Origin of the sequence: Psychrobacter immobilis (genome assembly GCF_904846225.1) — a bacterium.
Classification (GTDB): domain Bacteria; phylum Pseudomonadota; class Gammaproteobacteria; order Pseudomonadales; family Moraxellaceae; genus Psychrobacter; species Psychrobacter immobilis_F.
In genome coordinates this window covers 348,110-361,310 of the sequence record NZ_CAJGZJ010000001.1, presented here as the reverse complement: position 1 = coordinate 361,310, position 13,201 = coordinate 348,110, and the positions used below count along the sequence as shown (strand labels likewise).

Annotated in this window: 10 protein-coding genes; 7 read left to right on the top strand and 3 right to left on the bottom strand. The window is 41.1% G+C overall.

Annotated elements, in window-relative coordinates:
• The first annotated feature begins 48 nt into the window (after positions 1-48).
• From JMX48_RS01565 to JMX48_RS01550, 4 genes are all read left to right on the top strand, one after another.
• A complete protein-coding gene (locus JMX48_RS01565; protein WP_227687842.1) occupies positions 49-621 on the top strand; it encodes a hemerythrin domain-containing protein in 573 nt (190 codons plus the stop codon).
• A gap of 182 nt (positions 622-803) precedes the next feature.
• Complete coding sequence (locus JMX48_RS01560; RefSeq protein ID WP_201533504.1) at positions 804-1,292, top strand: BLUF domain-containing protein; 489 nt, start codon at positions 804-806, stop codon at positions 1,290-1,292.
• A gap of 188 nt (positions 1,293-1,480) precedes the next feature.
• Entirely contained in the window at positions 1,481-1,984 is a 504-nt protein-coding gene (locus JMX48_RS01555; protein ID WP_201533503.1) for a BLUF domain-containing protein, read from the top strand.
• A gap of 328 nt (positions 1,985-2,312) precedes the next feature.
• Positions 2,313-2,828, top strand: coding sequence for a hypothetical protein (locus tag JMX48_RS01550; RefSeq protein WP_201533502.1), 516 nt, complete (start codon positions 2,313-2,315; stop codon positions 2,826-2,828).
• Positions 2,829-3,474: 646 nt separating this feature from the next.
• Here JMX48_RS01550 and JMX48_RS01545 read toward each other — a convergent pair.
• Genes JMX48_RS01545 through parC form a run of 3 tightly spaced genes read right to left on the bottom strand, consistent with a single transcriptional unit; the run spans position 3,475 to position 6,505 of the window.
• Complete coding sequence (locus JMX48_RS01545; RefSeq protein ID WP_201533500.1) at positions 3,475-3,714, bottom strand: hypothetical protein; 240 nt, start codon at positions 3,712-3,714, stop codon at positions 3,475-3,477.
• 41 nt (positions 3,715-3,755) lie between these two features.
• Positions 3,756-4,190: a hypothetical protein gene (locus JMX48_RS01540; protein WP_227687841.1), complete on the bottom strand. Its 435-nt coding sequence runs from the start codon at positions 4,188-4,190 to the stop codon at positions 3,756-3,758.
• A gap of 2 nt (positions 4,191-4,192) precedes the next feature.
• On the bottom strand, positions 4,193-6,505 hold the full coding sequence (gene parC, locus JMX48_RS01535) for a DNA topoisomerase IV subunit A (protein WP_201533496.1): 2,313 nt from the start codon (positions 6,503-6,505) through the stop codon (positions 4,193-4,195).
• Between the two features lie 396 nt (positions 6,506-6,901).
• Between parC and JMX48_RS01530 the strand changes: the two genes are divergently transcribed.
• The 3 genes from JMX48_RS01530 to JMX48_RS01520 all read left to right on the top strand — a co-directional run bounded on the left by JMX48_RS01530 (position 6,902) and on the right by JMX48_RS01520 (position 13,153).
• Complete coding sequence (locus JMX48_RS01530) at positions 6,902-8,704, top strand: vWA domain-containing protein (protein WP_227687840.1); 1,803 nt, start codon at positions 6,902-6,904, stop codon at positions 8,702-8,704.
• A gap of 388 nt (positions 8,705-9,092) precedes the next feature.
• Positions 9,093-10,820, top strand: a complete 1,728-nt coding sequence (locus JMX48_RS01525) for an AMP-binding protein (RefSeq protein WP_201533494.1) — start codon at positions 9,093-9,095, stop codon at positions 10,818-10,820.
• Positions 10,821-11,308: 488 nt separating this feature from the next.
• The gene (locus tag JMX48_RS01520) at positions 11,309-13,153 is read left to right on the top strand and encodes an AMP-binding protein (protein WP_201533492.1); all 1,845 of its coding nucleotides are present in this window, start codon (positions 11,309-11,311) and stop codon (positions 13,151-13,153) included.
• Positions 13,154-13,201: the final 48 nt, after the last annotated feature.

Below are 13,201 nucleotides of genomic sequence, written 5' to 3'. Positions count from 1 at the left end.
CTAATGAATGATAGTGAAGAAGCAATGCTAATTTATAAGGATGATACCATGACCGCCTCTACTCAAAATATGAACCATCAAAATGCCTTATCCCCACGTCACCCTGATAGCAGGCTTGAGGCAGACTGGCTGTTTTTATATGACAAGCTGCCGCCTGATAAATGGCTCGTTGCAGAGTATGTTTATAAAACGTCGGGTTGGCTAAATATCCACGCCGATATACGTAAACGTCAGCATATTATTATGCAAATAAGTGAGTCTTATCATTCTGACAGTATTGAATGGGTGGAGTATCGCTCACAAATACTACCACGGATTAATCAATATATTTTCAAATTGCATCAGCACCATAATATTGAAGATCAAGCCTACTTTCCAACCTTCATCCGTATGTATCCGCAGCTCAAATTAGGTTTTGAGATATTAGACCGAGATCATGCACGTTTGGACGGTCTACTAAATGAATTGCAAGCACTAAACGATAGGCTTGCGATAAGTGAGGTTGAAGATAACGCGCTGGGCGAGCAATTACATAAGATATTAATCAATGTCAGTGAGCTACTCTCACAACATTTGACTGATGAAGAGGATTTGGTGATTCCTATTTTGGGTTTGAACTAGGTTTGTAAAAATATAATCGCTTAGATTGAGGATATATCTTAGATGGAGCAAAATTTCATGATGTTATTTTACGGTCATCAAAATACAAGAAAGTCGTAAAATACAAAAAAATGTCATTGATTATATTTTGCATTAGAGAGTATCTTATAATGAAATCAATTCTTTTATGAATAGGGTTTTCTATGCAAACAGTCACAGATATTATTCCAGAAAATAACAATAGAGATGGTGAACATCTTCTCACAAGACTCACATATATTGGCAAAAATAGCGAAAAAAATACAGGAATGTACTTGGCTCGTACTTTTGAAACATCACGAAGAAATAATGAAAAAAATGATATAACTTCGGCGCTTGTAATTAATGATAATTATTTCATCAAAAGTGTTGAAGGCTCAAGACCTGCTATTAATGAGCTTTTATCAAGGGTGATTAATGAACGTCCACACCTATTACTTCAAGTTATCGATTTTGATGAAATAGAGGTGCGTAGCTGGGATAGTTTTTTAATCAAATATTTGACCATAAGCGCTCAAGATGAAGACTATGCCCTCAAAAGCTTTTCCGCAGGTTCTGACTTTAATCCCTATCTCATGAAAAAAGCTCAAATCACAAGTTTTTTAGAGGCAATATTTGAGGAAAAAGAATCGCAAGTTGATAGTGATGTTTAATTTTGATAGCTATTTTCGTCACGAAGCGCTGGTCTAGCTATGGTATAAGCGCTTTCTTGAAGTGAGTTAATCTCGCAACATATATTTGATAAAGAAGGTTTGAGTATTATATTTCAATTTGAACTACTTTTGAGGTAATGCTGCTGTAAAAAATATTTTAAATTAACTTTCTAATAATTGGATTTTTTATGCAAACAATCACAGAAAGTACTTCAGAAAACAATAATAAGGATGGCGAGCATATTCTTATGCGCCTGACCTATATTGCCAAAAACAACGAAGAAAATTCAGGAATAGAACTGGCTCGTACTCTTGAGCACTGGCGACGATATCTTTCGAAAATGGATATAAGCTCAGCGGTTGTCATTAATGAGGATTATTTCATCCAAAGTATTGAGGGGTCAAGACCTGCTATCAATGAAGTTTTAGTAAAGTTGATTAACGAGTATTCGTCTGTATTACCTAACATCGTTGAGGTTGAAGAGATAGAAGTACGTAAATGGAGTGGCTATTTAATCAAATATTTAACGTTAAGCGCCGAAGATGAAGATCATTCATTAAAAAGCTTCTCAGCAGGTGCTGACTTTAATCCCTATCTAATGAAACAAGCTCAAATTACAGACTTTATGCAATCGATCTTTGAGGAAAAAGAAAGTAATGCGTCCCAAAACGATGATAACAATGAACGTTGATCGTTATGGAAGTCAATAAAAATTATATGAGAGAGAAGTATGCACAGGCTGGTATGAAAACGCATTTCTCCCGTCAAATCAAACAGTCTAATAGTAACGTTATGAATTAATTTAGGGCGAAAAAAGAGAGTGGGGCATTTAGCTAATGATTAGGTCTGCTGACTGTGCGATTGATTAGTGCTTATTCGAAGAGTCAACAAAAATCTTTAAGAATATGATTCACATAACAGTGTTTATTTATTATAAGGTTAGGATTAACTCTCGATATCGGTTAACGAGATAATAGCATCTGTCTTCATCAAGGCATCAACCACCCAAAGGAAGAAGTATGAAAATCTTTACCTTAAACTCAGTCATTGCTTTGACGGCATTGGCAACATTGACACTCTCTGCCAATGCTTTTGCGATGGATGTTAAGTTTAATGATGCCGCTTGGAATGGTAAAAAAATACCAGAAGGGCAGCAGTGTATAAACTATGAGGGCAAAAATCCTGCGACGCCAAGTATGACCGTTTCAAACATTCCGGCAGATGCGGAGAGCTTGGTTTTCGTTTATAACGATGTGAGCAATAAACGTATGCAAGATGGTGGACATGGCATCGTGGAGTTTGCATTACCAAAAGGTGCTACGAGCACTGAGGTGCCACGAGTATTTGGTCATACTTATGAAGTGCCAGTCGGTATTGAAATGGTCGCCGAATACCGTAGCCGTGCAGGCGAGGTGGGAGGAGCGTATAAGCCGCCTTGCTCCGGTGGCAAAAACCATCTGTATACGGTAGACGTGCAGGCATGGCAAGGCGATAGTGTACTTGCTGAGACAACGGTTGAAATGGGTCGATATTGATGCTTTGGTCGTTTTAATTAGCGTAAAAAAGTCGTCTATACAGTGTGTATAGGCGGCTTTATAATGGTTCAGTAAGCTGAAAATTATGCACCAACTCAACGGAGTAAGATTGTTTTGATACGTGAAATACGAACTATATCTGCTAATGTTGGGAATAGTTAATGATACTAATTTCTTTATCTTATACACATGCGGTTATTAATATCTCTCAATACGATGTTTTCAGACCTGGTTATTACAATATGATGTATAACAGGTTACTCGTTTTATTATTAATTATACATCTTATTCTAATTGTGCATTTTCACAAAAAAGGCAAGTATCATTCTAAAAAATTTGCTATCAGACATACCAAATTTGCAATTATATTCCCTGTAATCGGCTTTTTTATAATGCCTTTTAGTTATGATTTCGTATGTTTGAAATACTTTGTAAACTGCTATTACTTTGAGGGGTTTTTGACAGTATTTTTGATTTACGGATTTTTGATATACGTTGCTACTTTGCCATACTGGGTCAATCGTTTTCAATAAGCGTAAGTTGGATTAAAAAACCCAGCTTACGGCTGCTTATCAAGCTTTAGAAGTCATTCATGAGACGTTTATACTGATAATAGATTACATTTACTACTTCTAGACTATCTTTATTAAGGAAAAATAAGTATCGCTGAATGGTCGTCGATGTCAGGAATAGAACACCACATCGCCTCTACTTTTTCAGAAATCGCATCTTCATCAGGTAAAATATATTTACGAACATTGACCCATTCGTTGGGATTCATAGTCAAAAACTGATGCAAATTTGTTTCAAGCTCTTTGAAAGAGACAAGATTTAGACATTGATCTAATTCTTCATCATAAGGTTCATTTATGGCCTCTTCAATCATGTAATGCCCCTATTAATTTATAATTGACTTAATCAAGTTTCTTAAATATTTTTTTGACAAAGTCGCTCATATAATCGTTTATCTACTGCATCCGTAAATTCAAGAGGGCGAGTAGAGCGATCATTTGCTCCCAACTTAAACATATCGAATATGTCAGCGAAAGACCCTGAAGGTTCGGTCTTTGCAAAAATTCTCTGAGAATGAGTAGTAATGGTTTGCGCTTTACAATCGATAATATATGAAGCAGTTACGTAAGGCTCATAAAGTGTAATTGGGTAATTAGAGAAATGACTCTGAGGCCAAGTACTTGTCTTCATGGGTACTTGGTACTTCGAATCACTTAAATGCTCAACTTGATGAAAATCAACATAGATTTCAGCAGGGTCAGTCGGATCATTTTCATTTACCAGTTGCCACTCTGCAAAACTTTCTTGTGATAGCACTAACATAACCAATAATAAAGCTGATTTTTTCATCATCACCCAACCTCAACACTCGTCACATTCTGAAAGCCTCTTGGCAATTGTCCGCCGCGATTACCACGCGTGCCCGTGTAGTTGGCTAAATCATTGGGCTTTAGCGTTACATGACGTTTGCCAGCCGTAATGACGAGGCTGTCTTTTTGATTGAGTGGCGTGATCACTACTACCTCTTCATTCTCTTTTAGTTTAATCAATTTGTTGCCTTTACCGCGAGCCTGCTCAGGCAAATCATCAAGAGCAAACATCAATAAGTATCCCGCATTGGTGACGACAGCGATATGGTCAGGCGCCATACTTGCGTTGCTGTTTTCGCCTTCCGTATTGTTATTAGTGGTCATATCTACTGGTGCATCGATACGTGCAACGGGGAGCAGACGACTATTAGGGGTTAGAGTAATGATGTTTTTTCCCGCTTTTTGATTGCTGTCTAGATTGCCAATCGTATTGATAAAACCATAGCCTGCTGAACTGGCAAGGATGATGCGTTGATCATCGTCACCGGTTAATAATTGCTCGAAGCTGGCACCTGCTGGTGGTTTTATTACACTGGTCAGCGGATCACCTTGACCACGTGCCGAGGCAAGGTTGTGCGCATCGATACTATAGCTGCGTCCGGTACTGTCGAGCACGTAGATTTTTTCATTGGACTTACCGCGCACGTGCGCTTGATAGCTGTCACCTGAGCGATAACTCATACCAGCCGCATCGACGTCATGGCCTTTGGCGGCGCGAATCCAGCCAGCTTTTGATAGGATGGCAGTGACAGGCTCACTCGGGACAAGGTCAGACTCTTTTAACGCTTGCGCTTCTTGACGCTCTGCTAGTAGTGATACGCGCTCGTTGCCGTGTTCTTTCATATCGGCAGTTAGCTCATCAATCATCAGATTGGTTAAGCTCTCTGGATTATCCAGGTATTCCTGAATGATGGCGCGTTCAGCTGCCAACTCATCTTGCTCACGTCTTAGTTCAATCTCTTCTAGTTTTGCTAGCTGACGCAGACGAATATCCAAGATGGCATTGGCTTGAATGTCAGTCAGATCATAACCTTGCATTAGCGCTAATTTTGGATCGTCTTCTTCACGAATGATACGAATGACTTCATCAATATTAAGATAAGCAATCAACAAACCTGCGAGGATGTGCAAGCGTTTATCGATTTTATCAAGGCGATATTGCAAGCGGCGGGTGACCACTGAGCGACGACACACTAGCCATTCCTCTAAGATTTCTTTGAGGTTTTTGACTTGCGGCTTACCGTTCAGCCCAATCATATTCATATTAACGCGGTAATTACTCTCAAGGTCAGTAGTGGCAAACAGATGACTCATGACACGATCGACATCGACCCGCGTTGAGCGCAGTTCAAGCACGATACGGCAGGCGTTTTCGTGGTCTGATTCATCATGGATATCGGTAATCCAAGGCAGTTTTTTATCGGTCATGAGGCGAGCGATTTGCTCTTGGATTTTGTTTCCAGATACTTGATAAGGGAGCGCGTCAATGATGACGAGGTTCTTTTCTTTGGCATCGATATGGAATGTCGCGCGCATCTTATAGCTGCCGCGTCCAGTCTCGTACATCGCTTGCAAGTCTTTTTTACTGGTGATGATTTCAGCTGGCGTTGGCAAGTCAGGCGCTGGGATCGATTGGGTTAATTGCTTAACAGAAAGCTCAGGGTTTTTGAGCAAGCGAATGGCCGCGCGTACCACTTCATTCAGATTGTGCGGCGGTATATCAGTTGCCATGCCGACAGCGATACCTGTCGTACCATTTAACAAGATATTGGGCAGGCGGGCAGGTAGGGTGGTTGGTTCCTGCATCGTACCATCGAAATTGTCTTGCCAATCGACGGTGCCTTGTCCGAGCTCAGCCAGCAGCGTATTGGCATAAGCAGACATTTTGGCTTCGGTATAACGCATCGCCGCAAACGATTTTGGATCATCGGGGCTGCCCCAGTTGCCTTGACCTGTAATGAGCGGATAGCGATAGCTAAACGGCTGCGCCATTAGCACCATCGCCTCATAACAAGCACTGTCGCCATGCGGATGGTATTTACCCAAAACGTCACCGACCGTACGTGCTGATTTTTTTGCTTTGGCTGTGGATTTTAACCCCAACTCGCTCATGGCATAGACGATGCGGCGCTGGACAGGTTTTAGACCGTCGGCGATATTGGGCAGTGCTCGATCCATGATGACGTACATGGCATAGTTGAGATAGGCTTGCTCAGTGAACTCCGCGACTGAGCGCGTATCCATTGGTTCATTGGGAATAATAGGGGCAATCGTATGATCAATAACATCGGACATAAAATAGGATTCACTTATGAGTTTTAATAGGTATTAATAATTGGTGCAATCGGGCAAATAGAGTAGTGCTATCGTAAAGGATATTGGCACAATTAAAAAGGTTTAAGTCAGAATAGACGACAGTACATGACGTGCCCACAGTGCTTTGAGCAATGCTTTCACTAATAGCTTTTATTAAATAAGTTAAGTATAGTTAATCTAAATATTTTTTATCATTTTACTTATAAAATTAAGATTCAATAAATATAAATATTTGATAATTATCAAGGCCTAAATGAGCCTATTTAAAACTGATTTAAAGGCAGGATATTTATCATAATTTAGCCGTACAATTATGATAAGTCGCTTAATACAGACCAGTTATCATCAATCTATTTACCCTATGGAGTACTCGCTATGTCATCCGCTTGTCTATCACGAAAACAAGCTCATTATCTCACTAGACATGCGTTATTAGCTGGTGCTGTCGTCAGTATGGGACTGAGCGCTTGTAGCTCATCACAAATGCGCCAGCCGATATCAGAACCAAGCAGCAGTACGATTAGCCAAGATGCTGTTAATCAAAGCAGCCCTAATCAAAGCAGCCCCAATCAAAGTACGGTTAACGTATCAGAATTGGTCATGGCAACGCCAAGTGCGCTATATTCTGAGAACAATAATATATTACTGACACGTTCCGCCCCTCAGATGAGTATTCGCCCATTATCTAAGATGAGTGTAGCGCCGCAAGTACTCGATAACTATCAAAAAAACGATGCCAATCCGGTACATCGCACGGCAGATATGGCAGTTTCTACCTTATCTATTGATACCGATACGGGCAGTTATGCCAATGTGCGCCGCTATCTAAATGAAGGTCGGCTGCCACCTGTCGATGCCGTGCGAGTGGAGGAGCTGATTAATTATTTTAATTATCAATTCGATGATGGCAAGCGCATCGATAATGCACCATTTGTTATCGCGACTGAAGTGGTCGATTCGCCGTGGGATAAGGCAGATCAGAATAATAAAATTGTCAAAGTCGGTATCAAAGCCGTTGATAATAATTGGTCTAAAAATAGTAGTAATCAGACCATGCCAGCTGCCAATTTAGTGTTCTTAGTCGATGTTTCAGGCTCTATGTCATCACGCGACAAGCTGCCATTGGCACAGTCTTCTCTTAAATTGTTAACTGAGCAGATGCGCCCTCAAGATAGCATTAGTATCGTGACGTATTCGGGCAGTACCAGCGTGGCATTACCTGCGACCAATGGTGATCAAAAGGCCAAAATACTTGCGGCGATCGAAACGCTAAGCGCGGCAGGCTCGACCAATGGCGAAGATGCCTTAAAACTGGCTTACAGCCAAGCTGAGCAAGCCATGAAAAAGAATGGTATCAATCGTATTATGATGCTGACTGATGGCGATTTCAATGTGGGGATTAGCGATGTCGATGACATGCTTGAGTTGGTTAAGGCCAATCGTGATCGCGGTATATCCTTGTCGACAGTCGGTTTTGGACGCGGCAACTTAAACGATTACATGATGGAGCAAATGGCGGACAACGGTAATGGCAACTACAGTTATATCGACAGTCTGAGTGAAGCCAAAAAAGTCTTTGGCGATGAGTTGGCCGCGACTTTCAATACCATCGCTAAAGATATAAAAGTACAAGTTGAGTTTAACCCAGAGGTGGTCAGCGAGTGGCGCTTGATTGGCTATGAAAATCGCGTCCTGAACGAACAAGATTTTAACAATGATAAAGTGGATGCAGGCGAATTAGGCGCAGGCAAAGCGGTCATCGCTTTATTTGAGGTGACGCCGAAAGGGCAAAAGGGTCTGTATAGCGATCGCCGTTACGATAATGGTGTTGCCAAATCTAGTACCAAAAAAAGTCAAAATTTAAATGAGTTGGCCTATCTAAAAATTCGCTACAAAGCACCAGCAGGTGGCAGCTCGAAGCTCATCAGTCAACCGATTAATAAAAACAGTCATGCGTTGAGTAGCGCCAATATCGACACCCAATTTGCCGTGGCAGTGGCAGGCTTTGGTCAACGCTTGGCGCAAAGTGACTACATCAATGACTGGCAGTATGCTGATAGTACTAAACTGGTGACAAACGTTCTTGCTCGTCAGCCCAACAGCGACAAAGACGGTACTCGTCGCAACTTTGTTACTTTGACTGAGCTTGCTAATGTCCTTGACAGTAAACGACAGTAAACGACAGTAAACGACAGTAAGTAGATATAAGATCAAAATAAGTGGTATTTATACATAAACATTTGTCTAAATAGCTCTGATATTCATTGAGTGATTAAAGGCAAATAACGGCTCTATATATAAGATTGTGAATCGTCAACTTAGTTTGCGAACTCAGGCAACAATCTTTTATATTGAGTAGTCTGTATAAAGTGTGTATGTTAATTAATAAAGGGCTATTTACCATTATATTGTTTGCTCATCACCATGCGATGACCTATCTATTTAGGTTTGTCATAGAATGGCAAACCTGAACGCTGAGTGATCGTATTTTTATCACACTGTTTTTTATCACACTGTGATTTGTATGAGTTGACAGCAGCAGACTATTACTAGGAGAAAAAAGATTATGGAAAATCAAGGTAAACAAACTCGTCGCAATGATAAGGTATGGCTCAAAACTTATGAAAAACTTGGCATTCAATATGATATTGACATGCCAGCTGCCGATACCTCTTTGATAGAAGTCCTTGAGCAAAATTTTATTAACCATGCGGGTAAAACAGCCTTTGTGTGCATGGATGCCAAACTTTCCTATGAAGAATTAGACCGCTATAGCAAACAAATCGCGGCGTATTTACAGTCACTTGGGCTAAAAAAGGGTGATAAAGTGGGCGTTATGATGCCCAATATTTTACAGCTGCCTATTGCCGTATTAGGCGTACTACGTGCTGGTATGACTTTGGTCAATGTTAATCCGCTGTATACTACAAAGGAGCTGGCGCATCAATTAGAAGATTCTGATGCCAAAGCGCTAATTTTGCTAGAGAATTTTGCCAAGACTTATGAAGATATTGGTAAAGAGTTGGTTGATCATGTGATAGTGACCTCAATGGGCGATCTAATGAGCCCACTAAAAGGCTTTATCGTGAATGCCGTTGTTCGTCATGTCAAAAAAATGGTACCTGATTATCATATTAGGGGCAGCGTTAATTTCAAAAAAGCACTGAACCGCTCCTCTGCCGAAAACTATAAGCGTCCCAACAACATCGGTCTCGATGATGTGGCTGTCCTTCAATATACTGGTGGTACAACAGGTGTGGCCAAAGGCGCAATGCTAACGCATGGTAACTTGGTTGCAAACCTTATCCAGTGTGATACGTATTTGGGCGATGCTTTTGATAAGTTTGATAATAGCCCTGAGCAGCCTGTCATTATGACCGCGCTGCCGTTGTATCATATTTTCTCATTTACCGTCTGTGGCATGTTTGGCTTGTACCGTGGTTGTATTGGCTTGCTTGTGCCCAACCCGCGTGATTTTGACAGCCTAATCAAAGCTTATAAAGCGTATCCACCCGCATTTTTCCCAGCGGTTAATACGCTATTCAACGCACTTGCTAATAGTGAGGTATTCCAAGCGTTGGATCATAGTAAGCTTGAGATGTCCATGGGCGGTGGTATGGCGGTACTTAAAGACACTGCCACCAAATGGGAAAAGCTGACTGGCAATGTGATCTCGCAAGGTTATGGTCTGTCAGAGACGTCTCCCGTTGCCTCGGCAAATCCACAAGGTGTGAGTGAGTTCTCAGGTAATATTGGTTTACCAATGCCTGCGACTGATATGGTTATTTTGGATGAAGAAAGCAATGAGGTGGCCATTGGGGAACGCGGCGAAATTTGTGTGCGTGGTCCACAGGTGATGAAAGGCTACTGGAAACGCGAAGATGCCACGGCTGAGGCCATGACGGATGACGGATATTTCCGAACGGGGGATATTGGCGTGATGGACGAAGACGGTTACTTTAAGATTGTCGATCGCAAAAAAGACATGATCTTGGTATCTGGTTTTAACGTTTATCCGAACGAAGTAGAAGATGCCATGTCAGGTCACCCAAAAATTTTGGAGTGCGGTGTCATTGGTATCGATGATGAAAAGAGTGGCGAAGTACCGAAAATTTACGTCGTGCGTAGTGATGACAGCTTGACGGCTGAAGAAGTCATCGCTTACGGTAAAGAAAATCTAACCGGTTATAAGCGTCCTCGTTATGTTGAGTTTATTGATGAGTTGCCAAAATCTAACGTTGGTAAAATCCTACGTAAAGATCTACGAGCGCTTGAAGAAAAAAACCACGGCTAATTAATCAGTGCTCACATTCAGGTGCTTTATGAGGTGCGCTTATAACTGATAGATATCTATAAAAATATCTTGAGACGACGTGCGATTATAATCATAAATGATAAGGCTACCGAAAGGTTGTCTTATCATTTTTATTACCATTTTTTAAGTGAGGATATGCCCTAGTATAGATAGAGAATTTTCAGCAAAACTGCTATAGTGCTCATCGATACCCATTTATATCTGTCTAAAAAAGGGCGTCATTTTTGCTTTATATGTTTGGTAAAAATAGGCTAGCGAAAATGATTTTTAATTCGGCTTTGCTGTATTATTGCATTACTTATCATTGACTTAATATTGTGCTTTGATTGACAAAGCTTATGAATAATAAATCCTATTGTGTTACCACGGTTCTTATTCACAAGCTTTTACTGTCACTGATCACTCATAAAGAACTGGTATTTTATTAAATTATTCTACGTTTTTAACGGTAACGTTTAGGGAAAGTTATGACTGACAATATCAATAAAGAGATAAAAAACGATAAAGCTGAGGCGAGTAATAAAGACACTACGTCTGACAATGCTCATCAAAATAGCACTCACCGAAATAGCGTTCATCAAAACAGTATTTATCAAGACAATGCCTTTCCTACCATGCCAACGATACCTAGCGATAGCCCATGGCTGAATGCTTACGAGCGCTATAACATTGCTGCTACGATTGACATGCCGGATGACAGTACCTCTTTACTGGATGTGTTTGAGCGTAATTTTAGCCGTTATGGACAAAAACCTGCTTATATCTGTATGGGGTCATCGATCAGCTTTAAGCAATTAGATCTATACAGCCGTCAAATTGCCAGCTATTTACAGTCGTTAGGATTGGTCAAAGGCGATAAAGTTGGGGTGATGATGCCCAATATTTTGCAATATCCAGTGGTTGCGTTGGGTATCATCCGCGCTGGTATGGTATTGGTCAACGTCAATCCTTTATACACCAGCCGAGAGTTGTCGCATCAGCTACATGACAGCGGCGCTAAAGCTTTATTCGTCGTAGAAAATTTTGCAAAAACGTATCAAGAAGCAGAAGATAAAGGTCAGGTCGAGCACGTCATTGTCTGTAATATCGGCGATATGTTAGGAATGGTCAAAGGGACAATAGTCAATCTCGTTGCTCGCCATATCAAAAAAATGATTCCTGCCTATAGCTTGCCAAATAGCGTGAGCTTTAAACATGCGTTAAGCGCAGTATCGGCCAGCCATTATAAACGTCCTGATTTGAATTTAAGCGATGTGGCTTTATTGCAATATACGGGTGGCACCACGGGTGTGGCCAAAGGCGCAATGCTGTCTCATGGCAACTTGGTCGCCAATATGCTGCAGATTAGTGCTCTTATGAATAGTGCATTTGAAGATGATGTGGATGCGAGTGATGTTATCTTGACCGCATTACCGCTATATCACGTATTCTCATTTATGGTTTGCGGTATGTACGGTATGTACCAAGGTTATGCTGGTTTGCTCATTCCAAACCCACGCGATCTTGATGGGCTGATTAAAGAAATGGGCAAATATAAACCGTCTTTTATCCCGGCGGTCAACACCTTGTTCAATGGTTTGGTCAATAAAAAAGGCTTTGCAGATTTAGATTTTTCTAACTTAAAAGCCTCTATTGGCGGTGGTATGTCAGTATTGCCTAGCGTGGCCAAAAAATGGCACAAAATCACAGGTTTGCCTATTGTAGAAGGGTATGGTTTATCTGAAACATCACCAGTCGTGGCTTTTAACCCAATGACCATCGCTGAATTCACCAACAAGATTGGTATTCCTGCGTCTAGTACGGACGTAATTTTGATCGATGACGACGAAAACCAAGTTGCTCTAGGCGATCGCGGTGAGATATGTGTCAAAGGCCCGCAGGTCATGATCGGTTATCAAAACCGTCCAGAAGAAACGGCTGAGACATTTACCGCCGAGGGTTATTTAAAAACGGGCGATATCGGTATTATGGACGAAAAAGGCTTTATCAAAATTGTCGACCGTAAAAAAGACATGATTTTGGTATCAGGTTTCAATGTGTATCCAAATGAGATCGAAGAAGCCATGAGTGAGCATCCGGCAGTGGCAGAGTGCGGTGCAATTGGTGTGCCAAATGATGAGCGCGGCGAAGAACCCAAACTGTTTGTGGTCAAAAACGGCGAGGTCACAGAACAAGAATTGCTCGATTTTGGCAAAAAGCAATTGACTGGTTATAAGCGTCCACGCCATATCCAGTTCGTCGATGAATTACCAAAATCAAACGTTGGTAAAATCCTCCGTAAAGAATTGCGTAAGATGGAAGGGTTAGAATAATTTTACAGCTATTCTTTTTTAAGCCAGCGTCTTGGCTAAGCAGCGGCG

What these genes read in the sequence shown, in the direction of transcription:
- JMX48_RS01565 (WP_227687842.1), top strand. Translation starts at nt 49, where the DNA reads ATGACCGCCTCTACTCAAAATATGAACCATCAAAATGCCTTATCCCCA.
- JMX48_RS01560 (WP_201533504.1), top strand. Translation starts at nt 804, where the DNA reads ATGCAAACAGTCACAGATATTATTCCAGAAAATAACAATAGAGATGGT.
- JMX48_RS01555 (WP_201533503.1), top strand. Translation starts at nt 1,481, where the DNA reads ATGCAAACAATCACAGAAAGTACTTCAGAAAACAATAATAAGGATGGC.
- JMX48_RS01550 (WP_201533502.1), top strand. Translation starts at nt 2,313, where the DNA reads ATGAAAATCTTTACCTTAAACTCAGTCATTGCTTTGACGGCATTGGCA.
- JMX48_RS01545 (WP_201533500.1), bottom strand. Translation starts at nt 3,714, where the DNA reads ATGATTGAAGAGGCCATAAATGAACCTTATGATGAAGAATTAGATCAA.
- JMX48_RS01540 (WP_227687841.1), bottom strand. Translation starts at nt 4,190, where the DNA reads ATGAAAAAATCAGCTTTATTATTGGTTATGTTAGTGCTATCACAAGAA.
- parC (WP_201533496.1), bottom strand. Translation starts at nt 6,505, where the DNA reads ATGTCCGATGTTATTGATCATACGATTGCCCCTATTATTCCCAATGAA.
- JMX48_RS01530 (WP_227687840.1), top strand. Translation starts at nt 6,902, where the DNA reads ATGTCATCCGCTTGTCTATCACGAAAACAAGCTCATTATCTCACTAGA.
- JMX48_RS01525 (WP_201533494.1), top strand. Translation starts at nt 9,093, where the DNA reads ATGGAAAATCAAGGTAAACAAACTCGTCGCAATGATAAGGTATGGCTC.
- JMX48_RS01520 (WP_201533492.1), top strand. Translation starts at nt 11,309, where the DNA reads ATGACTGACAATATCAATAAAGAGATAAAAAACGATAAAGCTGAGGCG.